Annotated in this window: 21 protein-coding genes; 13 read left to right on the top strand and 8 right to left on the bottom strand. The window is 48.1% G+C overall.

The genetic code is table 11. The features are described 5' to 3' along the window. Position 1 precedes the first annotated feature (1 nt). A complete protein-coding gene (locus HP570_RS17555; protein ID WP_173626569.1) occupies positions 2-1,759 on the bottom strand; it encodes a methyl-accepting chemotaxis protein in 1,758 nt (585 codons plus the stop codon). A 241-nt stretch (positions 1,760-2,000) separates the two neighbouring features. On the opposite strand from HP570_RS17555, the gene lplA reads away from it, so the two are divergent. From lplA to HP570_RS17540, 3 genes are all read left to right on the top strand, one after another. Continuing rightward, positions 2,001-2,990, top strand: a complete 990-nt coding sequence (gene lplA, locus HP570_RS17550; RefSeq protein ID WP_173605113.1) for a lipoate--protein ligase — start codon at positions 2,001-2,003, stop codon at positions 2,988-2,990. Between the two features lie 110 nt (positions 2,991-3,100). Next, positions 3,101-5,569, top strand: coding sequence for a toxin Cry1Ac domain D-VI-related protein (locus HP570_RS17545; RefSeq protein ID WP_173626568.1), 2,469 nt, complete (start codon positions 3,101-3,103; stop codon positions 5,567-5,569). Between the two features lie 32 nt (positions 5,570-5,601). Further along, a complete protein-coding gene (locus HP570_RS17540; protein ID WP_173626567.1) occupies positions 5,602-6,492 on the top strand; it encodes a GNAT family N-acetyltransferase in 891 nt (296 codons plus the stop codon). A 96-nt stretch (positions 6,493-6,588) separates the two neighbouring features. On the opposite strand, the gene HP570_RS17535 is transcribed toward HP570_RS17540, so the two are convergent. Continuing rightward, complete coding sequence (locus tag HP570_RS17535; RefSeq protein ID WP_015892899.1) at positions 6,589-7,560, bottom strand: DMT family transporter; 972 nt, start codon at positions 7,558-7,560, stop codon at positions 6,589-6,591. 171 nt (positions 7,561-7,731) lie between these two features. Here HP570_RS17535 and HP570_RS17530 point away from each other — a divergent pair, with 171 nt between their 5' ends. From HP570_RS17530 to HP570_RS17520, 3 genes are all read left to right on the top strand, one after another. Next, on the top strand, positions 7,732-8,592 hold the full coding sequence (locus HP570_RS17530; protein WP_015892898.1) for a LysR family transcriptional regulator: 861 nt from the start codon (positions 7,732-7,734) through the stop codon (positions 8,590-8,592). 107 nt (positions 8,593-8,699) lie between these two features. Then, positions 8,700-9,476, top strand: a complete 777-nt coding sequence (locus HP570_RS17525) for a helix-turn-helix domain-containing protein (protein ID WP_173605108.1) — start codon at positions 8,700-8,702, stop codon at positions 9,474-9,476. A gap of 171 nt (positions 9,477-9,647) precedes the next feature. Beyond that, positions 9,648-10,841 (top strand): MFS transporter, encoded by a 1,194-nt coding sequence (locus HP570_RS17520; RefSeq protein WP_173626566.1) that lies wholly within the window; start codon positions 9,648-9,650, stop codon positions 10,839-10,841. Here HP570_RS17520 and HP570_RS17515 read toward each other — a convergent pair. Then, on the bottom strand, positions 10,810-11,766 hold the full coding sequence (locus HP570_RS17515; protein WP_173626565.1) for a helix-turn-helix transcriptional regulator: 957 nt from the start codon (positions 11,764-11,766) through the stop codon (positions 10,810-10,812). The two genes, HP570_RS17520 and HP570_RS17515, sit on opposite strands and share 32 nt — an antisense overlap. A 120-nt stretch (positions 11,767-11,886) precedes the next feature. Between HP570_RS17515 and HP570_RS17510 the strand changes: the two genes are divergently transcribed. Next, entirely contained in the window at positions 11,887-12,762 is an 876-nt protein-coding gene (locus HP570_RS17510) for an SDR family oxidoreductase (RefSeq protein ID WP_173626564.1), read from the top strand. A 178-nt stretch (positions 12,763-12,940) separates the two neighbouring features. Here the strand turns inward: HP570_RS17510 and HP570_RS17505 are convergent, their stop codons facing one another. From HP570_RS17505 to HP570_RS17485, 5 genes are read right to left on the bottom strand one after another with little or no spacing between them, the layout of a single operon-like run. Continuing rightward, complete coding sequence (locus tag HP570_RS17505; RefSeq protein ID WP_173626563.1) at positions 12,941-13,090, bottom strand: hypothetical protein; 150 nt, start codon at positions 13,088-13,090, stop codon at positions 12,941-12,943. 26 nt (positions 13,091-13,116) lie between these two features. After that, on the bottom strand, positions 13,117-14,352 hold the full coding sequence (locus HP570_RS17500) for a benzoate/H(+) symporter BenE family transporter (RefSeq protein ID WP_173626562.1): 1,236 nt from the start codon (positions 14,350-14,352) through the stop codon (positions 13,117-13,119). A gap of 35 nt (positions 14,353-14,387) precedes the next feature. Further along, entirely contained in the window at positions 14,388-15,824 is a 1,437-nt protein-coding gene (locus tag HP570_RS17495; protein ID WP_173626561.1) for a sigma-54-dependent transcriptional regulator, read from the bottom strand. Further along, positions 15,793-17,112 (bottom strand): sensor histidine kinase, encoded by a 1,320-nt coding sequence (locus HP570_RS17490; protein ID WP_173626560.1) that lies wholly within the window; start codon positions 17,110-17,112, stop codon positions 15,793-15,795. The genes HP570_RS17495 and HP570_RS17490 overlap by 32 nt, the downstream gene beginning before the upstream one ends. 12 nt (positions 17,113-17,124) lie before the next feature. Continuing rightward, positions 17,125-18,273: an iron-containing alcohol dehydrogenase gene (locus HP570_RS17485; RefSeq protein WP_173626559.1), complete on the bottom strand. Its 1,149-nt coding sequence runs from the start codon at positions 18,271-18,273 to the stop codon at positions 17,125-17,127. Positions 18,274-18,532: 259 nt separating this feature from the next. Between HP570_RS17485 and adhP the strand changes: the two genes are divergently transcribed. From adhP to HP570_RS17460, 6 genes are all read left to right on the top strand, one after another. Further along, positions 18,533-19,546 carry an alcohol dehydrogenase AdhP gene (adhP, locus tag HP570_RS17480; protein ID WP_173626558.1) on the top strand — a complete coding sequence of 338 codons (1,014 nt, stop codon included), beginning with the start codon at positions 18,533-18,535 and terminating at the stop codon, positions 19,544-19,546. A 390-nt stretch (positions 19,547-19,936) separates the two neighbouring features. Then, positions 19,937-20,317, top strand: a complete 381-nt coding sequence (locus HP570_RS17475) for a hypothetical protein (RefSeq protein ID WP_173626557.1) — start codon at positions 19,937-19,939, stop codon at positions 20,315-20,317. A 441-nt stretch (positions 20,318-20,758) separates the two neighbouring features. Next, positions 20,759-22,042 (top strand): helix-turn-helix domain-containing protein, encoded by a 1,284-nt coding sequence (locus HP570_RS17470; RefSeq protein ID WP_015892886.1) that lies wholly within the window; start codon positions 20,759-20,761, stop codon positions 22,040-22,042. 3 nt (positions 22,043-22,045) lie between these two features. Further along, positions 22,046-22,168 (top strand): hypothetical protein, encoded by a 123-nt coding sequence (locus tag HP570_RS29810; protein WP_016742160.1) that lies wholly within the window; start codon positions 22,046-22,048, stop codon positions 22,166-22,168. Positions 22,169-22,354: 186 nt separating this feature from the next. Further along, positions 22,355-22,603, top strand: coding sequence for an HD domain-containing protein (locus HP570_RS17465; RefSeq protein WP_173626556.1), 249 nt, complete (start codon positions 22,355-22,357; stop codon positions 22,601-22,603). 130 nt (positions 22,604-22,733) lie between these two features. Then, positions 22,734-23,207, top strand: a complete 474-nt coding sequence (locus HP570_RS17460; protein ID WP_064201488.1) for a tripartite tricarboxylate transporter TctB family protein — start codon at positions 22,734-22,736, stop codon at positions 23,205-23,207. Positions 23,208-23,212 lie beyond the last annotated feature (5 nt).

Genomic DNA, 23,212 nt, shown 5'->3' with positions numbered 1-23,212 from the left:
CTTACACCTTAAACTGTTGAATCGATTCATGCAGCTCGTCCGCCATTTTTGACAAGGAAGCAGCAGAGGACGAGATTTCCTCCATAGAGGCTAATTGTTGTTCAGCGGCAGCGGAAATGTTTTGTGTTCCGAAAGCCGTTGTCTCCGCAGTGGTCGCAATCGCTTCAACGGAATGGACGGCTTGCTCTGCTCCGGTTGTCATGTGATGAGTGGCAGTGGTAACTTGCTGAATCTGACGTGCTACTTCTGTCGTTCCAGACAAGATTTCCTGGAAGGCCTTGCTGGCTTCATGTACGACTTCGATTCCAGCCGAAACCTCAGATGTCGTCGTCTGCATTACGTATACAGCTTTGTTCGTATCGACCTGAATCGCGCTAATAAGGTCTTTAATTTGCTGGGTAGATTTTGCTGATTGCTCAGCCAAGATACGTACTTCATTGGCGACGACAGCAAATCCACGTCCATGCTCTCCAGCACGGGCCGCTTCGATCGCAGCATTTAGCGCCAACAGGTTCGTTTGTTCGGCAATCGAGGTGATGACCTCTACAATATTGCTGATTTCTGAAGAGCGGTGACCAAGCATTTTGATTGATTCTGCCAGCTCTTGGACAGTTGTGTTGATAGAATTCATTTGAGCGATGGCACCGACAATTGCTTCATTGCCGTTTGAGACCAGCATGTTCGTTGTATCGACTGTCAGAGAGACTTGTTCGGAGCTGGACGCAATTTGTTGAAGACTCGAGGACATGTCGTTGATCGTCTTGACCGTTCCATCGATCGTTTTGGACTGATCCTCTGCCCCGATGGCGATCTCTTGCATCGTGACGGCAATTTGCTCAGTTGCCTTGCTCGTCTGTTCTGCACTCGCCGTCAACTCCTCAGAGGTAGAAGCGACATGCAGAGAGCTGGTGCGGACACGAGAGATGAGCTCGCGCAAATTCTCTGTCATATGGGTCACGTCATGGACCAATTGTCCGATTTCATCACGGTTTTTTACGACGATGTCTTTCCCGGACAGATCACCACCGGCAATTTCTTTTACGCGCTCGGCAACCAGGGCAATAGGTCTGGAAATGAACCCGGAGGCATACCACGAGACGACGAATCCGACGATCAAGGAGATTCCCAGCACGAGCAGCAAATCAGACAGTACACTTTCAGCAGCGGCATTGAAGTCTTCCATGTAGCTGCTTGCGCTTACGATCCATCCCCAGTGAGGGTCTTGCTTGGAATAGGCAATTTTCGGATAGAGAACATCTGGCTCCACTGGCTTCGACCACTGATAGTATGTAAAGCCGCCACCTTCCTGACCGCGCTTAATCATTTCTTGGGTAAAAAAGATACCGTCAGAATCTTTTGCATCCCATTGATTTTTCCCCTCAATGGAAGGAGAGGCCAGCATGACACCTTTCTCATCCAGAACGAACATGTATCCACTGGCACCGGAATCGACATTTTTGTTAATCGAGCGGGTTCCATCCGACTGTTTGGGGCCGAGGATATGAAGTTTTACTTGCTCTTGTGCATCTTCTTTGCTGATTTTTCCAGCTTCGACCTGTTTCTGGAGAACATCAATCATTTCAATCGTCAAGTTCACGTTATTTTTTAAGATACGGCTGCCCAAGTCGTCCAAGCTGTAGCTCGCAGAATAATAGCCCTGAATTCCGATGTTAAGGCAAGGAAGTGCCAATAACAGGAGACATAACAGGACGAGCTTAGTTCGCAGAGAGCTTGAACGGGAGAACTTGGCTGTTTTCATAAAGAACACCTCGTTGATCCATAGTATTTTATCTAGAAAAGAAAACACCAAGATGATTGCCCCTAGACTTACGTCAATTATCGACAATCTGAAAACGTTTTTATAGAGGATTTTTAAAAAATCAACAAAAAAATTAGATTAGGAAATAATGCTTCATACATGAGCAGATTCGAAAGCAGTACAGACCGGCAGGAAGTGGTATGATTAGGAAGATAGAACGCTTACGGATGGAGGCTCTCTCATGAAATTTATCGATAATCAAGGGATTACAGATCCGCGCATTAATTTGGCGATAGAAGAGTACGCCCTGAAGCATTTGCCCAACAGTGAAGACTATTTGCTGTTTTATATCAATGAACCCTCTATTATTATCGGAAAAAACCAAAACACTATTGAGGAGATTAATGCGACTTATGTAGAAGAAAACCATATCCACGTCGTTCGCAGACTGTCTGGCGGTGGTGCTGTTTATCACGATCTGGGCAATCTCAACTTCAGTTTTATAACAAATGATGATGGCGAGTCCTTCCACAATTTCCGCAAATTCACGGCTCCTGTGGTACAAGCCTTGAAAACATTAGGGGTAGAAGCAGAGCTGACAGGACGAAATGACATACAGGTCGGGGAACGGAAAATTTCTGGCAACGCACAGTATTCGACCAAAGGACGCATGTTCAGCCACGGCACGCTGCTTTTTGATTCGGAGATGGAAAACGTCGTGTCTGCTCTCAAGGTAAACGCAGAGAAGATCCAGTCCAAAGGGATCAAATCGATTCGCAGCCGTGTCGCCAACATCTCAGAGTTTTTGGAGACGAAGATGACCATTGAAGAGTTCCGTCTGGCGGTTCTCCGTTCGATTTTTGGAGAAGGAGAGATCGAAGAATACAAGCTGACTGAAAAGGACTGGGAGAACATTCACGAGCTTTCCCGTTCCCGTTACCAGACTTGGGAGTGGAACTACGGTAAGTCACCGAAAAGCAATTACCGTCAATCCAAACGTTTCGATATCGGTACCGTGGAGATCCAGCTTGATATTGAAAAGGGCAAAATGAAAGAAGCGAAGATATACGGAGATTTCTTCGGTGTACGTGATATAGCGGAGCTGGAAGCCGTGCTACGAGATACGCCGTACGATCGCTCCTCAATCAGTGAGAGACTCGCCGACATCAATCTGCAGGAGTTTTTCGGGAATCTGGATCAAGCATCTTTTATCGATCTGTTACTCGTCTAAAAAAAGAACGTCAAAAACCTAACTTTTGTTAGGTTTTTTTCACTTTCCCCTCTGATAGCATTAGTTTGCATGATTTTGTCATACAAAAGAAAAAGAGGGGGTATTTACATATGGGCAAACAGCAGCCAAAAGCCAAAACAATCCTAACAGCGGTTGTATCTACGGGTTTTTTGCTTTCTTTTGTCGGCAATGCCTATGCAGCCGTTTCCTATCCGATTAAAGAGATCCAGACAATTGGGACAGCCAGCGCTTCCGTAGCAGAAGAGCAAACGGATAGGGAAGTACGAGAGGCATCAGAGGAAGTAGTAGTAGAAAAGAACCAGTCATGGGAGTCCTTGCTAGAGTCAGAGGGGCACACAGCGACGAATGGTTTTATTGCCTATCGATTGGAGAATGCTCCAGACAAGGCACCTGCTGCAAAGAATTTCCGTTTGACGGCCGCTATAGATGATCGAAATCCTACACGGATCAAAATCATAAATTTTATTTGGCTGGAGAAAGAGCAGCTTGTATTGCTCAGTTTTTCACCGATTCGTGCCACGAAAAAAGAACAGACGGTTTCCCTGCGCTTGCAGTATGACGGTGAAGAAGAAGAATTTGAACCATACGTAATTGCGGAAAAAGGGACAAAAGCAGAGCGGATCGAGCTGGTAGCGGTCGCAGAGGATGCCCAGCTATCTACCAAAGATCGTACGGATAAATCGTTGCCGCTGGTCGCCGTTGCATTCGATGAAAATAACCGTATCGTTACGGGACGGGAGTTGCTCTGGAGCTCTAGCAATAAACGAATTGCGTTCGTCAACATCGAGGGCAAGGTAACAGCCAAGAACGAAGGACTCGTTGAAATTACAGCAAAAATGGACGATGCAGAAGCCGTCTTTGAGATAGCCGTAGATGGAGCCGAGCTGCCTGATTTGCCAGCGCTTTCTGTCAGCGAGACAGTGATAGAAGAAGCAGGGGCAAATGATGGCAGCATCACAGCCAAACAAACGCTCAAGCTATCAAATGGCAAGTTCCTTGGTGAACTATCAGCCGATGATATCGAAGTACATAATCTGCCTGAGGGGCTGGATATTGAGGTCAACCAAGAGAGCGACGACGAGCTCATCATTTTGTTCACGGGACAGGCCAAAAAGCATACCGTCGCGGACACTGTAAAAGAGGTCAGCTTCACGATAGACAAGCGAAACATCAAACGAGCACAGAAAGATGTCGAAAGTGACAGTTTTTCCATCCGTTTCAGAGACCCCGTCATTATGATTCCGTCCCCAATCGATCCTCCACCGATCCCGGCTCTGCTAAAGGCGAAGAGAGCTGTTGAAGAGCTGTTTACGGATGGAAAGAAAGAGGAGCTGCGGGAAGGAACGACCCAGAAACAGATCGATGATGCCAAGAAGCTGGTCGAAGGTCTGGATAATAGCGTGCAGGAAAAGCCAGGTCTGCTAGCCGATATCGAGAAGGCACAGGACCAGTATGACGACTTGCTGCTCGTTGAAGCCAAAAAAGCCGTGCGTGACCTGTTCACCGATGCAAATCAGGCAGCACTAAAACCGGAAGTGACACAAAGCACAATCCATGCAGCGAAGGAAAAGGTAGATAAGCTAAAGGATGGTTCGGAGGCAAAGGTATTGCTGTTGGCAGACATCCAAAAAGCACAGGAGTTATTTGATCAAGGGAATAATCTCCCGGAGGAAGTGAAGCGAGCAGTTGAGGGACTTTTTACAACGAATGATATGATCGAACTAAGGCCCAAGGTCACGCAGGAAATGATCGACGCAGCCTATTCCAAGGTCGAGCTTCTGCGTGAAGGTCCAGAAAAAACACACTGGATGTCCTATGTAGAAAAAGCACAAATGTTGTTCAACAATCCACGCGTAGATCGTTGGCCGGATGCAAAGATCGAGCTGCCAATTGCTCCGACTCAGAACCGTCAAGTTACGATTGGCGACAAATGGGAGCCAGCAATGGACAAAAGGGCATTGAGCGAATATCTTGAGGTATCTGTAAAAAACCAGCCTCTCTCGTACAACTATGACAAGCAGTTAGATCGTTTTGTCATCAATGAAAAGGAGTACATCACCGTCGAGGTCGACGAGTCTTTACTGGAAATGACCCATGGAGAATATGGAGTGACGTTTAAGGCCAAACCAGCGGTTACAGAAGATGACAACTCTTATGCAGTGTTCAAGCTGTATCGCGGCCAAGATTTACTGGATACAGAGGAGATCGGTGTCGGGTTTGATGCTACAAACCCACAATTGTCCCCAGCCGTTACCGAAGAGGGAACAACCTATACATTGTCGGCGTCAGAGCCACTTCGTAATGACCCAAATCCCAATTTGCGGTTGTTATTCTCACCTTCCGGGAATTTTGACGACAAGAGAGAAGTGACGGGGTATGCCAGATTCCAGGTATCAGGAAACACCATTCGCGTGACGTTCCAGGATACGTTCTACAACATGTTCGGGTCTCTCATCACAGAACAGAGCAAGGTTTCCTTTGAGCCAGGCTTCATAAGGGATAAGGCTGGGAACCTCATACAAGGTACAGCAACAGCATCTGTAAAACCCAAGCAATGAGTAAGCCAAAGTCCATCGAGGAGGTACGAACATTGCAACTAGAAGAACTGACTGCTAGCACTGCACGGGCGTATAAATCGTTGGTGCACCCCAAGCACCTGGAGTGGCTGGACCAGATCAACAGTTCATCTGTTTGGGGATTCGGGGCTTCTAACAACAATCAGCCTGCGGGCATCGTTTTGGGGCGATCCGCTGTAAGCGAAGGACAGGCCAAGATCATCGAGCTTGTGGTAGCAGAGGGGCATCAACGACGGGGAATGGGCATGAAGCTGTTGTGGCACGCTGAGCAAAAAATGAGAGAGCAAGGTATCAGCGACGGACAGTTTGCTGGTTTCATCAAAGCACAAGATTTTCCATGGCTCTCCAAAATTGCGATCAGGGAAGGCTGGCAGTTGCCAAAGGTAAAAACCTTTATGTACACACTCGGCTCGATGCGGCTGGGAGAGTGCCAGTGGGTAGAGAGGCTGTCTCTTCCTGAAGGTTTTACCCTCTTTCCGTGGAAAGACCTGACCCCAGCAGAGCGTCTAGAAATTGAGCAAGGTGAAGGGCAATGGTACACGTCGCTTTTGTCGCCATTTTTTGAAGAAGGAAAATTCGATCCCGATTACAGTACAGGCTTGCGTTATCAGGGGAAAGTCATTGGCTGGGTGATCGTACAGCGAATGGCTGGGAATCTGCTTTTATACAAAACGATGTTTGTCCAGGAAAAGTATCAGAAGCAGGCAAGAGGAATTACGCTTTTGATGAAAACCATTGCACAGGCGCAGCCAGCGTTTCCTTTTGGCATTTGCTTTATCGAGCATGACAACGAGCCCATGCTGCGGTTTATGGAAAGAAGATTGGGGCCGACGATTTTGCACCGCAAGCTCTGGATTGAAACGACGAAGGTATTAGTCGGACAATATTCGGATCACTTCTGTTAAACATGTATGCATCACGCAGGGGTAGCGGCGACCATCGATAGAAAAAAGGATAGAGATTCAGGGGCTTCCTGAATTTCTATCCTTCCTTTTTTTAGACTACATGGACGGAACTTTTCTTCCACTCGGCTGTTGCTTGGTGACGGAACGGTATTGGAGTTGCTTTCTTTGGAAGTGGTTGTTCCCGATCAGGGCCAGGATCACGAGCAAGGTGCCGCACAATTCGTAACGACTGATCTCATATCCTTGAAACGCCATCATGGCAAAGGTCGTGATCGGAACCAGGTTGATAAACAAAATGCCGTTGAGCGGAGAGAGCAGCTTAATGCCTGCATTCCAGCTCAAAAGAGCGACAAAGCCGGGTAAAAGAACCATGAACGCCATTTCGTATTTGATGGACATCACCGTTTCGACTGTAGGAACCGGAAGCCATTGAAAGAGTGAGGAAGTCGTGACAATCACGAAATTCACTCCTGTTCCCAAGAGACACGTCAACGTGGAGTAGCGAAGCGTGGACCACGTGTTAAAACGCCCGCCGCCGATCGAGTAGACAACCCAACCCACGACACCGATGAAAATGAAGACCAACGGGATCAAATGCTCACTTGCAGTAGTAAAGAAGGTAAGATTGCCATTGGTAATCACAAGGACAGCGCCGACCAAGGCTACGAGAATCGTCGCCAACGTATAGGACGGCGGCAGCTTTCTAGTAGTAATGGACAAAAGTACAATCGAGATCATCGGCATGAGCACTTCCATAATGGACGCGGCAATCGTGCCTGGCTCTCCCATCAAATCCTGCCCGAGAAATACTCCCATATTGTAGACGGTAAACGCCATTGTTCCAAAAAACAGCAGAGACTTCCCGCGCCCCTCAAAACGAAAAGCAGACAAGCCTTCTTTTGCCCAGAGCAAACCGCACAAAATGACCGTTACGAAAAAATAGCGAAGAAATGAGAAGTAAAATGGATCGATCTCTTGCAGTGCGATGTGCGCAACTGGAAACATCGCCCCCCATGACATACTGGCGACCATGCAGAAAATAGACCCCAAAAGTAGTTGCTTGTTCATTATGCGATTTCTCCCTTTTCCTATGTGTTCAAAAAGACGTCTTTTTGAACTTTCTCTTAGATGCTTAGATGTTGACTTACCACATCATACTGGATAGAAATATGTTAGTATAATGATTGATAATAACTTTATGTATCATTTTCAGTGATGGATGAAAAGAGGGGGAGAAACGTGGAGATCAATGATTTGAAAATATTCCAGATGGTCGCCACATTGGGCAGCGTGAGCAAGACCGCAGCCGAGCTGAGCTACGTTCAGTCGAATGTGACGGCGCGGATTAAGCTGCTGGAAAAAGAGCTGGGGACACCTTTGTTTTATCGCAACAAGCGAGGCATGACCTTGAATACGGAAGGGAAGCGCCTGCTCGAATATTCACGAGAGATCATCGCCAAATTCGAAGAAATGCAAAAGTACTTTCATCGGGCTTCCGAGCCGTCCGGGGTGCTGGAGGTTGGGATGGTCGAGACGATCAATGCCCTTCCGAGGTTGCTATCCTCGTATTGCAGCCAGTATCCGCATGTGGATCTTTCACTGAAGGCGGGCGTGACAGAGCATTTGCTACAAAAAGTATTGGATCTCGCGCTGGATGGAGCGTTCGTGAGTGGACCAATCAACCATCCTTTGATCGAGCAGGAGCAAGTATTTCAAGAGGAGCTGGTGTTGGTAACGAAAAACAGTTCCTTCACCGCCAGTGATATCACAGGGAAAGCTCTTTTGCTCTACAAAAAGGGCTGCGGGTATCGAGAACGGTTAGAGACCTGGATGAAGGTAGAGGGCTTGATTCCGAAAAAAGTGATGGAGTTCGGAACGTTTGAGACCATTATCGGGGGCGTAGCAGCGGGGATCGGTATTACCATTTTGCCGAAGTCGGCCGTACATCACTTGGTCGAGAGCGGAACGGTTCATATTCATCGCATCCCGGAGCCTTATCATGAGGTGACAACCGTTTTTATTCGTAGAAAAGATTCATTTGTAACGAACACGATGCAAGCGTTTCTGGACGAAATCCGTTTGCAAAAAGCGAAAGCGTAACTGCTGCAATTTACTCCTTCCATTGTTCAGAAAAATATGGTAAATTTTATTTCAGAACAAACGTTCTGTATTTCGCTGTGCAGAAGAGGGAGGGAGTAGCTCGATTGATGGACAGGTATACCGAAATTGACGAAGTGATTGCTTATATACATCGGCATTTAGACGAGCCTTTGCCACTTTCTCGATTGGCGAATCATGTTGCGTATAGTCAGTATCATTTTGCGCGAATTTTTAAAGAAAGAATCGGTCTCCCACCTCTTTATTACGTATCGACTATGCGACTCCAAAGAGCAAAGGATTTACTGCTACGCACAAACATGAGTGTTCGGGACATTGGTCTGGAAATTGGTCAGCAGAGTCTGGGTACGTTCTCTACCCGTTTTACGGAGCGTGTCGGGGTATCGCCTAGCGAATTTCGAGAAACGGCTCAGCTAGCGGAAGACCGACTTCGTTCCTTGCAGCAGTTGACAGAGTGGAGGCGGTTACATCCGGCCCCTGAGCGACCGATGACCATTGCAGGGACAATCGAGTCCACAGAGCCTTTTCAAGGCGTCATTTTGATTGGATTGTTTGCCAAGCCGATTCCAGAAGGTCTTCCTTTATACGGAACATTGCTGCCCTCGTTAGGAGATTTTTGTTTTACCAATGTCAAGCCGGGCACGTATTACTTGATGGCGACATCTGTTGCCTGGGGCATGCAGGCGATGGATTTTCTCTTGCCGTACGAGACCTTGCGAACACGTTCCAAGAAACCAATCATTGTCACACCAACTGCGATCGTCCCTCATCAGCAGGTTACTCTTCATGTGCCTCATCCGGACGACCCTCCCATCTTGATTTCTCTTTCTTTGCTCATGAATAGATTCATTCAGGGGCTTCCTTAAATAAGAGAACAAGAATCCCTTATTTTAAAATGGCGGTCGTACGAATCATGGGACTGCACCTACTATCACAATAGTCGAACTTCTTTCCACGAGCAGGATATTGGACGAAAAAGTGAAATGATAACTAGGCGTGAAGATCATGCGCAAAAGAAAGGAAAGCAGGGAAAGAGAATGTCAAAGCCTTACAAAAAAGTTTTTTGGGCAGCCGGTTTTGGCTGGATGTTCGATGCCATGGATGTTGCACTTTTATCTTTTATTATGGTGGCATTACGACAGGAATGGGGTTTGACGGGGGAAGAGGCCGGGTTGCTCGGGACGGGCAATCTCGTCGGGATGGCGATTGGAGCGATTGCAGGTGGCTATTTGGCTGACCGAATTGGCCGCAAGCCAGTGTTTTTGCTAACCCTGATCTTGTTTGGTTTGGCGAGTTTTGCGAGCGCTTTCGCAACAGGCTTTGCGACCATGCTGCTGTTCCGCTTCCTGATGGGACTCGGTCTGGGTGCCGAGCTGCCAGTAGCCTCAACGCTGGTAAACGAGTTTGCGCCACCGGAGAAGCGAGGAAGTACGGTTGTGCTGTTGGAGAGCTTTTGGGCGGTCGGTTGGATCGCGGCAGCCGTCATATCGTATTTCATCATTCCGGACTATGGCTGGCGCGTGGCTGTCATGATCGGGGCGTTGCCCATTGTGTACGCCTGGTTCGCTCGGAGGAGTATTCCTGAATCTCCGCAGTTTCAAAAGCAGGCCGAAAAGATTCCGGTTGGAAAGCTGTTGACGTCTCATCGCACTGAGACGATTACGCTGTGGGTCGTCTGGTTTGCAATTGCGTTCTCGTACTACGGCATGTTTCTATGGATGCCATCTGTATTGGTCGACAAAGGCTTTACAATGATCAAAAGCTTCCAGTACGTACTGATCATGACGTTGGCCCAACTGCCAGGTTATTTCGCGGCAGCCTATCTCGTGGAAAAATGGGGACGGAAATGGACGCTGGCGACCTTCTTGTTTATGACTGGTGTGATGGCGTTCGCTTTTGGACAAAGCAGTGGCACCATGGAACTGTTGGTGACGGGAGCCTTCTTGTCTTTCTTCAATCTGGGTGCTTGGGGTGCTTTGTACGCGTACACGCCGGAAAATTATCCGACACCGCTGCGCGCTACCGGTTCCGGTATGGCATCCGGTGTCGGAAGAATCGGCAGTATTATCGCGCCGTATCTCGTCGGTTACTACTCGTCGCATCATTACAGCTACACGTTCATTTTTAGTATGTTTACCGCGGTGCTGATCGTGGGAGCAATCGTCCTGCTCATATACGGACGAGAAACAAAAGTCCTTGCTAATTCGGGACCTCGTACAGGCCAAGTATAACACGCACCTGCTCTAGGACCTCACGTTTCAGTTCTTGTGGCTCCAGCACTTGAATGTGCGGACCGAAGCTGAGCACTAGCGAGCATGCTGATGCAAGTGTATGAAATTCAACCTCTGCTTCCATCCAGTCGTCTGTTGCGGCTTGGGTGGAAGCTATTTTTATATAACGCTCCTGTTTTACAGCAGGTAACGTTCCTTTTTTAACGAGTAACCGCGCAGGATAACGTGGGAGGCTGGATTTGAAGTCCATTGTGGATTGTTCCCAATAAGAAGCGAGGTCGAAATCACTGGGGCGGACGAAGCCATCATCCAGGAGTTGTGCATCCAATAGTCGTGAAATCCGGTACGTCCGCATGTCCTCGTCCACTTTTGCGACCAAATACCAAATGCTTCGCTTGGCGACGAGTCCGAGCGGGCAGACAATGCGCTCTACGGCCACATCTTCGCGCATGTAACGAATGAACAGCTTGCGGGAGAGCCATACGGCATCTTGAACTGTAGACAAGAACGGAAATGTCTCCGTCGATTCATGCCAGCCAGCCCCATCGATATGAAGGAGCTGACGTACGTGGATAGCATCCTGCTGAACCGTTTTTGGCAGCGCGGATAGCAGCTTGAGAAAAGCAGCTTCATAGTTTTCATGCAGCCCGAGATCATTCAACAAGGCAGCGGGGGACGCTACTAACAGTGATTGCAGCTCATTTATTTTCATTCCGGTCAAATTACTGCGATACCCTTCTGCCAATGCCCAGCCCCCATCTGCACCGCGCAGCGCATAGACGGGAACGCCTGACGCACTCAAAGCCTCCATATCACGATGAACGGTTCGCTCGGACACCTCCAGCCTTTCAGCTAATTGCTTGGAAGTCATACGACCGTGGTTTTGCAAGAGTAACAAAATCGTAAGGAGTCGATCTGCCCGCATAAAAAGCCCTCCTAGAAGTAAGAACAACATTACTTTGATTGTATCGTAACGAATATGACAGCAGTTGTCATATTTACTTTGTTATGCTTCATGTATGAATCGATCAAGGAGGCATGACGAATGAAACCATTACAGGGGAAAGTAGCGGTGGTAGCAGGCGGTACAAGAGGAGCAGGACGGGGGATTGCGGTCAGTCTGGGAGAGGTAGGGGCGACGGTATATGTGACGGGACGCACGGTGCGTGGTCAGCACTCTGATATGGCACGACAGGAGACAATTGAAGAGACAGCAGAGCTCGTGACGGCAAGCGGCGGAAACGGGATCGCTGTGCGAGTCGATCATACGCAGGAACAAGAGGTAAAAGCATTCTTTGAGCGAGTAAAGGTGGAGCAAAATGGACAACTCGATCTTTTGGTCAATGACATCTGGGGTGGAGATCCGTTGACTCACTGGGGGACGCCGTTCTGGGAGCAGCCATTGGCAGACGGGCTATTGATGCAAGAACGCGCTATTCGTACGCATATGATTACCAGTCACTATGCGGTTCCTCTCATGGTCGCACAGAAAAAAGGGCTGATTATCGAGATCACGGACGGAATCGACTATCGGTACCGCGGAAATCTGTACTACAGCTTGGCAAAAATCTCGACGATTCATCTAGCAGTGTCGATGGCAGAGGACCTGCGCCCGCACGGGGTTACCGCGTTGGCTTTAACACCGGGCTTCCTGCGCTCAGAAGCGATGCTCGATCAATTTGGCGTGACAGAAGAGACGTGGAGAGAGGCAGCGAAGCAAGACAAGCACTTCCTCATGTCGGAAACACCGACGTACATCGGTCGAGCAGTGGTTGCGCTGGCTTCGGACCCGGCAGTCGCAGAAAAAACAGGGAAAACGCTCAGTACATGGGGCTTGTCGGACGAGTATTTTTTTACGGATCGAGATGGTAGCCGCCCGCATTGGGGAAATTACGCAGAGGAACAAGGGTTTTACCGCTAGTTTTCAGGGAACATATAAGACGGCTCCTCAGATGCATTCGAGGAGCCGTTTCTTAGATTGCATTCAGTACCTTCTCTTCCGTAATAGAGGGAATCTCGTCTGATACAAACACGTTCTTATACTCGGTGCCTTAATCTGGTGATCGGTGAGGTTTTGAAACATGTTGTCCACGGCTACTTCATACCCATTGGGTGATTTCTTCTGTGGATGAAAAAGTTTTCGATAGCGCAAAACCACTTGAGGAGTGTGTGGACTCCTTCGTCGTGCAAGCAGAGCTGATCGCTAGAAGGAAAGCTGAAAGAGTAATGACACCAAACCATTTTTTCACGGGACTCTCTCCTCACGTTCAGGCAGCTATGCCAACGGCTGCGTATTCTTCTTTTTCCCATACCAGCTTTTCACATTGCCATTCAAAATCAGATGAGTGATCACCCCCGCAATCAAGCCCCAGAAAGCAGCGCCGATTCCGCCAATGGAGATGCCGGAAATCGTGACGAGAAACGTAACCAAGGCGCATTCCCGTTCCTTCGCTTCGCTCATCGCCTGTGCGAGGCTGGAACTGAGCGAGGCAAACAGAGCCAAGCCAGCGATGACAGCAATCAATTCTTTGGGCAAAGCAGCGAACACCGAAGCCATCGTAGCGCCAAACATCCCGAAGAGTAAGTAAAAGCCCCCGCAGGCAATTCCGGCAATGTAGCGCTTGGTATGATCCGGATGAGCTTCTTTTCCCGTGCAAATAGCCGCTGTAATTGCTGCGAGATTAATTCCTGGTGAACCAAAAGGAGCGAGCAAGAGCGACGCGATGCCAGTTGTCGTTACGAGCGGTCCAGCAGGTGTATCGTACCCGTCTGCTTTTAAAACGCTAATTCCTGGAGCGTTCTGCGAGGCAAGCGCGACGATGCACAATGGAATCCCCAAGCCGATGATCGCATCGAGAGAAAACGTCGGCATCGTAAAGACGGGCTGGACGAGGGACATCTGGACATTGTCCATTTGCAAACGCCCCAAAAGAAAAGCGACACCCAAGCCGACGAAAAGCGTAAGCACGACCGCATACCGTGGCGACCAGCGTTTGGCGAACAAATAGCAAAAGATCATCGGCAGAGCCAATGCAGGCAGGTGCTGCATGGAAACAAAGACTTCTACGCCAAAAGACAGGAGAATCCCCGCGAGCATGGCGGTCGTAATCGATTGCGGGACGTATTTCATCAAGACGGAAAATAAACCGGAAGCACCGACGAGCGTAATGACCACGGCCGAAAAAATATACGCGCCAATCGCGTCGGGAAAGGAGTATACCGTCAAGCTGGTGACTAACAGAACGGCCCCCGGAGTCGACCAAGCCGTAATGATCGGGGTACGAAACCAGATGCTGAGCACAATACACGTCAAGCCGCTCCCAATCGAGATGGCCCAAATCCAAGAGGCGAGGACAGCATCGCTGAGTCCTGCACCCTTGGCAGCTTGGAAGACGATCAGCAATGGTCCTGCATAGGAGACCATCGTGGCGATGAGTCCTACAATAACGGCAGATAGAGAGAAGTCAGCAGGGATTTTTTTTAGGGTCGAGAAAGGTTTTTCGGGAACCACGACGTGAATGCCTCCTAGATGCGCCAATGCAGACGTTATGCTTTTTCGTTCAAAATGTAGCGAATCGTCCGTTTGGTGATGTTTAATTTTTTGCTTAAAAGCTGTCTGTTTCCATTCGTTTCGGTCAAGCCCTTTTCGATAATCGTTCGCCCGATCTCGCCTTCGAGCTGTTTAATCCGCTTGATCAAATAATCGAAGTCGATCCCGTTTACAGAGGTGACAAGGCGACTGATCGTATCGACAAAGCGCTCGCATTCGTGATCAATAACGTGCTCGATCCGTTTGGGGACAGTGGGCGACTGCACCTGTATCGTGCGGCTCCGCAAATTCGCTGGCAAATGCTCGGCACGCAGTCGCTCGCATTCGTGCAACGCGATGGTTTGATTGAGTACGTTGATCAGTTGGCGGATATTGCCTGGCCAATCGTAGCGCTGCAAGACCTCAATGGCATCCTGCTCGATTTCACATGGCTCTCCACTGCGTTTTTGCAAGTAGTAGCGCGCGATTGTGGGGATATCCTGAAGGCGTTCGCGAAGAGGAGGAATCGACAGCTTGATCCCTTCCAGACGATACAACAGATCACTGCGGAAACGATTCATCTCGACTTCATGCTCCAAATCGCGGTTGGTAGCAGAAATAAAGCGAATATTGCTCTGACCGATCTGTTCGCCACCGACCCGCATGAACTCTCCCGTCTCCAGCGTCCGCAAGAGCTTCACTTGGATAGAAGGGGGAGCCTCTCCGATCTCATCGAGAAACAGCGTTCCGTTATGTGCCAGCTCGAACAAGCCTTTGCGTGATTTGAGCGCTCCGGTAAAAGCCCCCTTTTCATAGCCGAACAGCTCACTTTCCAGCAAGGATTCCGGGACGGCCCCGCAGTTAAAAGCGACAAAAGGCTGCTGGGCGCGATTGCTTGCTCCGTGGAGAAAACGGGCCATCAGCTCCTTGCCGGTACCCGTTTCGCCCTCAATAAGGACGTGGATCGCCTTTTTTGCTAATTTTTTGGCAATTGCGGTCACATTAGCCATCGGACTGTCAGATGAATACACGATACCATATTGGGCGGCTTCTTGGGATAGGTGATCGCTGTGTTTGCTGGAAGGGGAGAGCACCGCGTCGATGACCTGCTCCAGACTGTCCAGATCGTCGAAAGGCTTTTCCAAGTAATCGCGAGCGCCCCATTGCATCGCTGTCACAGCCGATTTAATCGTACTGAAGCCCGTCATGATCAAGACTTCACAGGCGGGGAATACGGCCTTGATCTGTTTGAGCAGCGTCAACCCGTCGGCATCTGGCAGCTTCAGGTCCACGAGTGCAGCGTGAAAGCCGGTAGAATCCGAGTGAAGCAGCCGTTCCACGTCCTTGCCAGAATTGGCAACGACGATATCGCAGTCCTTTTTCTTGAGAAAATAGGTGAAAAAGGTAGTCACTTCTGTTTCATCATCCACGATCAAAATCCGTTTTTTCTCCATCGTTGTCCTCCTCGTCAGCTAACAGTGGCAAAAGCATCGTAAACTTGCTGTACTCTCCCTCCACACTTTCGGCAAACAGCTTCCCACCGTGTGCTTCTGCAATTCCAAGACTGACGGAAAGCCCGAGACCAGTCCCTTTTGTCCGTTCCTTCGTCGAGAAGAAGGGCTGAAAAATCTGCGAAAGCTGCTCTTCACAAATGCCTGTACCGTTATCGTACACGGATAAGCCTACGTAAGAGCTATTCTCCTCTTGTACGAGGAAGGAACGGATGACGATGTGTGGAGCTTCCTTGCCTGCCACAGCATCCCGTGCATTTAACAGGAGATTGATCACAATTTGCTCAATCTGATGACGACTTCCATGAAACAGCAGAGGAGGCTCGTGCATTTCCCGGGTTATGGTCAAGCCGGAAACAGATAGCTGGTAGCCAATTAGCCCCAGTACGTCCTCTACGACCTCGTCAATAGAGGTAGTGGAAAACAAGTACTCTTCCTGCCGTGAGAAGGTGAGCAGGTTTTGAATGATCTTTTTGCAGCGCACCCCGCATTGATAGATGTCTTTCATCAGAGGAGCCTCTGGTGCATCTGCATCTGTCATCTCGCGCATGAACAATTGAGAGTTTCCGAGGATGGCCGTGAGCGGACTGTTTAGCTCATGGGCAATGCCCGCAGCCATCTCGCCAATCGCAGCCATTTTTGCGGATTGAATCAGTTGGGCTTCGATTTTGATTTTTTCATTCACGTCTTGAAATAGCAGGCTGTTTTCTACGACGACGCCGACATGGCTGGCGACAAGCTGGATCAATTCGGCTTCGTCCCGATCGACTGGCTGCTTTGTTTGGCGTAAGAGTGTCAGAAAACCAAAGGTCTGATTTAATTGGCTGCGCAGTGGAACAGAGGTGGCATGATGCTCAGGCAGCACTTCGGCAATGGTAAGATGAACCTGTTCGGTGAGCACATGGGCTTCTACTGCAATGTTCTGTGTCAGCGTATGGCATTGCCAATCTCCGTCATTCCACGTGGCGAGATAGGAGGAGAGCATGCCTCCTTTCACGATGGTCAGGGCAAAATGCTCGAATATGAGAATTTGCGAGAGCTGGGCGGCGATATAACTAGTTGTTTGTTGCCAGGTGGCGTTGATCTGGATTTGTGTCAGCTGGTTAATGACGGCGAGCTGCTTGTTTTTCTTTTTCATCTCCTCGATCAGATAGACGAGCTCACTGTAATAGCTTTTTCGCGAGGATTGAATCCCGGTCAATTTTTCCAGAATCTCCTGTTTGGTATGCATGGCGCGAACCTCCTACAAGGCTTGGCGAAACAGCGTCGCGACATCGTGGACGGTCATGTCGCGGGGATTGGTCGTCATGCACACGTCGAGTACGGCGAGAGAACTGAGCAGGTCGATTTGCTCTGGATGCAACCCGATGGCCGACAAGGATTGGGGCACATCCAGATCGCTTACCAGCTCCTTGACTGCTTTGAGTGTGAGACGAGAGGCGGCATGTGTGCTTAAGCCCGCCGTGTTTTCACCGAGGCATTCAGCGATTTGCCTGTACTTTTCCGGTGCGGCGATGTAGTTGTACTCGAGTACATGGGGGAGCAGGATGGCATTCACCTCGCCATGCGGAGCGTCGAGGAATCCCCCTAACTGATGGGACATGGCATGCACAGCACCGAGTATGGCGTTGGAAAAAGCGATTCCGGCTTGAAGGCTCGCCATGGCCAGCGCTTGCTTAGCCTCTGTATTGTATTGACTGGCAACAGATGGGCGCAGATGCTGGGCGATGAGACGCATGGCTTGCAGCGAATGCACCTCGGTCAGCGGCGTTGCGGCGAGCGAAATATACGATTCAATGGCATGTGTCAGCACATCTATGCCTGTATTGGCAGTGAGCAGCTTGTCCTTGGTCATCAAGGTTTGCGGGTCGATGATAGCGATATCGGGTATGAGCGATTTGGAGATAATCGTCATTTTCACCTTGCGTGTACTATCCACAATAATGGAAAATTGCGAAACCTCCGAACCAGAGCCGGCTGTCGTCGGTACCATCACCATGGGAGGAAGAGGATGCTGGATATTATCGACGCCTTCGTATTGGACGATACTGCCCTCGTTGGTAGCCAACAGTGCAATTGCCTTGGCTGCATCGATGGCACTGCCACCGCCAACACCGAGAATGGCATTGCACTCCTTGGCTCGATATTCAGCAATACCGGCATGAATCTCGTAATCTTTCGGATTGGCTGTCACGTTGGTCCATAGATGGTAATCGAGCTTTTGCTGCTGCAAGTAAGAGATGATCCGCTCGACCCATCCTGCGTTTGCCACCCCCGGATCACTGACAAGAAAGACGCGAGAAGCTCCCAATCTGCGCAAGCTTTCCCCTACCTGTCCGAGAGAATGGTTTCCGAAAATAATTTCCGGCGTCATGAACTTGGATATTTGCATGCGTTCGCCCCCTTTTTCCACTACGTAGTAATACCGCAGGCAGGGAGGAATACCCTTTTTCGGCCAAAAGGTTGGCAAATGGGCCGTTTTTTCGGCTCATGTGCCGCAATATCGGCTGCATGGAAGAAAGGAAACCGCATAATCACTCGATTTTAAAGCGCTTTCATTTTGGCATACTGCTTGCAATTAATAGGAGGCAGGAAGAACACCTGCCCTTTGCGCACATGCCTGAAGGGGAAAAAAGAGGAGGAAGGTCAAGATGAAAGCAGCAGTAGTCAATGAATTCCATCAAAAGCTGGAAGTAAAGGAAGTCTCCATTCCAGAGGTCGGACACGGTGAGGTTCTGGTAAAAATCAAGACATGTGGTGTCTGCCATACAGACCTGCATGCTGCACATGGGGATTGGCCTGTGAAGCCAAAGCTGCCTTTGATTCCGGGACATGAGGGCGTAGGTGTTGTCGAAAAGCTGGGGGAAGGCGTAACCTCGCTGAAAATTGGTGATCGGGTAGGCATTCCGTGGTTATTCTCCGCTTGCGGCGAATGCGACTACTGCCTGACAGGGTGGGAAACACTGTGCATGCAGCAGTTAAATGGGGGCTATTCCGCAGACGGTGCTTATGCCGAATATTGTGTAGCGCCTGCTGCTTACGTGGCACGCATTCCTGACGAGCTGGGTGATGTGGAAGCAGCGCCGATCCTGTGCGCAGGGGTAACAACGTATAAAGCATTGAAGGTAGCAAATGTGAAGCCGGGTGAATGGGTAGCGATCTACGGCATCGGCGGCTTGGGGCATGTGGCTCTCCAATATGCCAAGGCGATGGGCTACAACGTCGTAGCTGTCGATATTCACAAGGAGAAGCTGGACTTGGCAAAAGAACTAGGGGCAGATGTGACAGTAAACGGCAGTGAAGTAGATCCGGTACAAGCCATTCAAGAGCAGGTGGGCGGTGTCCACGGGGCGATCAGCGTGGCCGTTACCAAGAAGGCGTTTGAACAAGCCTACAAATCAGTTCGACGTGGCGGCTCTCTCGTCGTTGTTGGCTTGCCGAATGCAGAGCTACCCATCCCGATTTTTGACACGGTTCTGAATGGTGTGACGGTGAAAGGCTCCATTGTGGGGACGCGCAAGGATATGCAAGAAGCACTTGATTTTGCAGCATGCGGCAAGGTTCGCGCGATCATCGAGACGCAGCCGCTGGATCAGATTAACGAAGTGTTGGAGCGTTTGGAAAAAGGTCAAATCAATGGTCGGGTTGTTTTGACGATGGAGTAGTTGAGGGATAGGTTGAAGCTGTTGTCGGGCTATGCTTTTCGTAAGCATGGGCTGGGCGACAGCTTTTTATTTGTATGAATGAAAATGGCTTGGTAGTGGTTTCACCCAAATTTGGGTTCATAATATCGGCAATTGCGAATGGGATGATATTGAAAAGTACTTTGCCCCAAATGCTAGAAGGCATATCCTTGAAGGAGAAATTAACGAAAAAGGAAGAGCTGTAGGATGGCATCGTGAGCAATCCCCTCCATAAAGAGAAATGGAACGGAAATGATACAAAAATGGGAAGGTAGGCATTCATCTGGCATTAAAATTGAAATGTGGCTAGACAAAGATGGAAGGATTACTACAGCTTACCCAATTTATGAACCGTAATCTAGGAGGATTCTTATGATACTTTACAAAATTTTTTTCGATGATAAAGCTGATAAACTACGAATCTGCTTACCGGAAAACCTCTCCTTAGTGGAAGAGTATTTGGAGGGACAGGTTAGATCGGAACTCTCAAAAAACTTAATCTTAGATAGGATACAACGAGTTGTTTCAGGGGAAGAAGAAGTATCAGAAGGGACAGGGAATTTATACAGTTCCGAAATACGGAGGGATTATACTCGAATTTATAACTCATACGTTGAGGAACAGCTAGAAGCGGGTATAGACACTGGCGAGGATTTGGAGTCGATCATTGAAACAAAGTATTTTGCAGAGCTCGTTACGATTTGGATGGACGCTCTAAATGAGCATCGACAACAACGTGATTCTACGAAATGATTGAAAGAACGGATAGTATTAAAGAAGATAGAAGTAGATAGCCACAAAAAAGCCGCTTGTTTAGTTAAGCGGCTTTTTCGTAAATACCTTCATGTACGCATAAATATGATTGCTGTTGATCTATACCCATACCAATATTGGGTGTTATGACAGTAAATTATTGATGAGTATAGTTTCATATCAAGTTATTCTTATCAAAATTATGTTTGACATGCTCAACTCGATAGCACAACCTTAAGTCACATTCAATAAACCAATTGCTCGGCTTGCATAAAAACTTTATCCACTCGATTTTGATGAAGCTATGGAAACTTTCCATCTCTTCCCCACTCTAGTAAAAAAGTGTAATCTATTTAAAAATGATTCAAATCGATTATATCATTCGTGGTTTAATGTGCTATCATATCCATAAAAAGGAATCATCAGGAGGGTGTATTTGCTGTGATTTCAGAGGGAAAGACCTTTGGGGGCATATTACGAGTATATCGAAATAGAGCAAACTTAACACTGACTGAGTTATCAGAAAGAACAGGTGTAGCTTCTGGAACCATTAGTAAGATAGAATCCGATGCCTTTACTTTACCAAATATGCAGCATGTAATGAAGCTGGCAAAAGTACTAGATATTCCACTTTATACAGCGATCGTACCCTATTTATATAAAATTAAGCGCGAAGCGACACTTCGGTCTCTATTAGAGGCTGTGATGCAAGAGAAGAATGTGGTTCTTACCAACAAAGTAGCTTTGCAATTGCTAAATTGTCCCAAAAGCAATACATTTCTTTCTTTAGACTATCTGTATCAAAGCGCGGGAATGGAAGGGAATGAAGAACTGCGCTTGGCTCTTTATGACGTGATTTGTGACTACTCACGTGAACACGGAATACCTTTGTATCTGGCAAGATCGCTTTTCCAACGCTACATGATTCGACGTGAAAATCTAAGCCAATTAGATCAAACCTATGTAGAAGGCAAGGAGCTATTACACTACACGTCCTATCTGCATATCAATGAGCGAATTTTGACCTACTATAAATTTTCCTTCCATGCCTTGCGTCTTGGATTCTATTCAGATTGTATTCATCTGTGTAAACAAGGACTTGAAATCGACCATAGTCAGAGTGAGCAAAAAGCAGCAGCGATTCTTGCGATCATCATTTCCTATTTTGAGTTGGAGGACTACACATTAGGGCATTTCTATCTGGAGAGATACGAAATGTTCGATTATCCCGAGGTACATAAACATGCCAGACATATTCGGGGGAAACTATACGGAAAGACAGGGAAATTTGATAAAGCCATTCCGGTATTACAAGAGTGTCTTGCGCAACAAGCACAGGATGAAAAAATTGTGATTGCGAATGATTTGCTAGAGATTTATATCCAGGTAGGAGAAGAAGAGAAAATCCGTGAACTATTTTTGGCAGAAGCATCGATCTTGCCAGAGAATTTAACTACTCCGAATCAATACAATCAAATGGGACTGTATTTCCGAACAAAGGGCACCTTTTACATTCAAAAAAACGAAGCAGACTTAGGAATCGATAGTCTTGTGGAGAGCGTGAATTACTATCGCGCAATCAATGAGATAAAACAAGCAGATAAAAGTCTGAGCGTACTTTTTGAATTCTATGTGTCAGAGAAAAAAAATCTTCCTTTTGGTATACTCCATAAATTGGTAAACGTGTATAATGGAAGTAATCATAGATCCAAACAGGAGGTATAGGTCATGAAGAAATGGATATTGTCTTTGTGTATGTTAACCGCCTTCATTACAATGCCAGTTTTAGTAGAACAACCAGCCAAGCAATCTAATCTGATTATACAATATGGCTGGCCGGAGCCTTGGTAATCATCTTTTTCCTCTAACAGTAGAAACATAAGCAACATACTGAACCATACAATCAATGCCCTCCAATTGGAGGGCATTTCTTATACGCAAAAAGGTGACTTCGGAAGACAACATTTTTACTTGAGTAATTCGTTATAATTAATTATAACTAATTATATGCAGTTATAATTGGTGTGGAGGTAGCGGATGCAGATGGTGACGACGCCGATAGTCAATTCGCAAAAATTATGGATGGTGGTTAAGCGGATGGAGCCTCATTTGATCCGCAATCAAGCCAATATGGAGAAGCTTTTGAAAATGCTCATGATCCACGATGTTTCGAGCGGCGATATCAAAGAGCTTTGGAGCGAGTTCGAAAGCAATGAGACGTATGAAGCGAAGGTCGCTCACGCCATTATTCGTCTGAGCGACCAAATCGAAATGGAACGAAATTGAAATCAAAATGTAAATGACTACCATATGCTTTGTCCCATACGGACTGGCTATGGTAGTTTTTTTATGCTTTCGCACACAATGGGCGCATGTGCCATAGGCTGGTGGTAGCTTTTTTGCTGAGGTGATACACATGAGACGCCCGGATAATCAGCCAGATTTTATCGGTGCCCTCCTAAGTATGTTTCTTGGAGTCGTCCTATCCTTCGAGGCCTATCGTCTGGAGGCATTTTCGACGTCCTTGTACGTAGGAGATCACACGTTGCCTGCAATTCTCGGCTTACTGTTTTTCATGCTCGGAGGTGTGCTGCTGGTCCAATCATTCCGCGTGACGGAGGAAGCCTCTTCGCCAAATCCCGGACCGCTTTTTCCTGGAAAAAGGCTGCGCCTGCTGCTTTGCTTTTTATTCCTGTTGCTGTATGTCTGGCTGCTCGGCGCGATCGGCTACACAATGGCGACGCTCTTTGTCTCCTTTGCATTTTTTATATTGATCGGCAGCTATCGGTGGCGTACGTCCATCGTGTACTCCGTCCTTTTGACAGGGGGGCTGTATGTGGTGTTCATCTACTCGCTGCATATCACGCTGCCTGGAGGCGATTGGTTTTAGAGCAA

The sequence above is a fragment of the Brevibacillus sp. RS1.1 genome (genome assembly GCF_013284365.1).
In the GTDB taxonomy this organism is placed as follows: Bacteria; Bacillota; Bacilli; order Brevibacillales; family Brevibacillaceae; genus Brevibacillus; species Brevibacillus brevis_D.
The sequence above is the reverse complement of the archived record's forward strand: the minus strand, read 5'-3'. Positions and strand labels throughout refer to the sequence as shown.

Excerpts from the sequence above, each read along its gene's own strand:
- HP570_RS17555 (WP_173626569.1), bottom strand. The coding sequence starts at position 1,759 with ATGAAAACAGCCAAGTTCTCCCGTTCAAGCTCTCTGCGAACTAAGCTC.
- lplA (WP_173605113.1), top strand. The coding sequence starts at position 2,001 with ATGAAATTTATCGATAATCAAGGGATTACAGATCCGCGCATTAATTTG.
- HP570_RS17545 (WP_173626568.1), top strand. The coding sequence starts at position 3,101 with ATGGGCAAACAGCAGCCAAAAGCCAAAACAATCCTAACAGCGGTTGTA.
- HP570_RS17535 (WP_015892899.1), bottom strand. The coding sequence starts at position 7,560 with ATGAACAAGCAACTACTTTTGGGGTCTATTTTCTGCATGGTCGCCAGT.
- HP570_RS17525 (WP_173605108.1), top strand. The coding sequence starts at position 8,700 with ATGGACAGGTATACCGAAATTGACGAAGTGATTGCTTATATACATCGG.
- HP570_RS17520 (WP_173626566.1), top strand. The coding sequence starts at position 9,648 with ATGTCAAAGCCTTACAAAAAAGTTTTTTGGGCAGCCGGTTTTGGCTGG.
- HP570_RS17515 (WP_173626565.1), bottom strand. The coding sequence starts at position 11,766 with ATGCGGGCAGATCGACTCCTTACGATTTTGTTACTCTTGCAAAACCAC.
- HP570_RS17510 (WP_173626564.1), top strand. The coding sequence starts at position 11,887 with ATGAAACCATTACAGGGGAAAGTAGCGGTGGTAGCAGGCGGTACAAGA.
- HP570_RS17495 (WP_173626561.1), bottom strand. The coding sequence starts at position 15,824 with ATGGAGAAAAAACGGATTTTGATCGTGGATGATGAAACAGAAGTGACT.
- HP570_RS17490 (WP_173626560.1), bottom strand. The coding sequence starts at position 17,112 with ATGCATACCAAACAGGAGATTCTGGAAAAATTGACCGGGATTCAATCC.
- HP570_RS17485 (WP_173626559.1), bottom strand. The coding sequence starts at position 18,273 with ATGCAAATATCCAAGTTCATGACGCCGGAAATTATTTTCGGAAACCAT.
- adhP (WP_173626558.1), top strand. The coding sequence starts at position 18,533 with ATGAAAGCAGCAGTAGTCAATGAATTCCATCAAAAGCTGGAAGTAAAG.
- HP570_RS17475 (WP_173626557.1), top strand. The coding sequence starts at position 19,937 with ATGATACTTTACAAAATTTTTTTCGATGATAAAGCTGATAAACTACGA.
- HP570_RS29810 (WP_016742160.1), top strand. The coding sequence starts at position 22,046 with ATGAAGAAATGGATATTGTCTTTGTGTATGTTAACCGCCTTCATTACA.
- HP570_RS17465 (WP_173626556.1), top strand. The coding sequence starts at position 22,355 with ATGCAGATGGTGACGACGCCGATAGTCAATTCGCAAAAATTATGGATG.
- HP570_RS17460 (WP_064201488.1), top strand. The coding sequence starts at position 22,734 with ATGAGACGCCCGGATAATCAGCCAGATTTTATCGGTGCCCTCCTAAGT.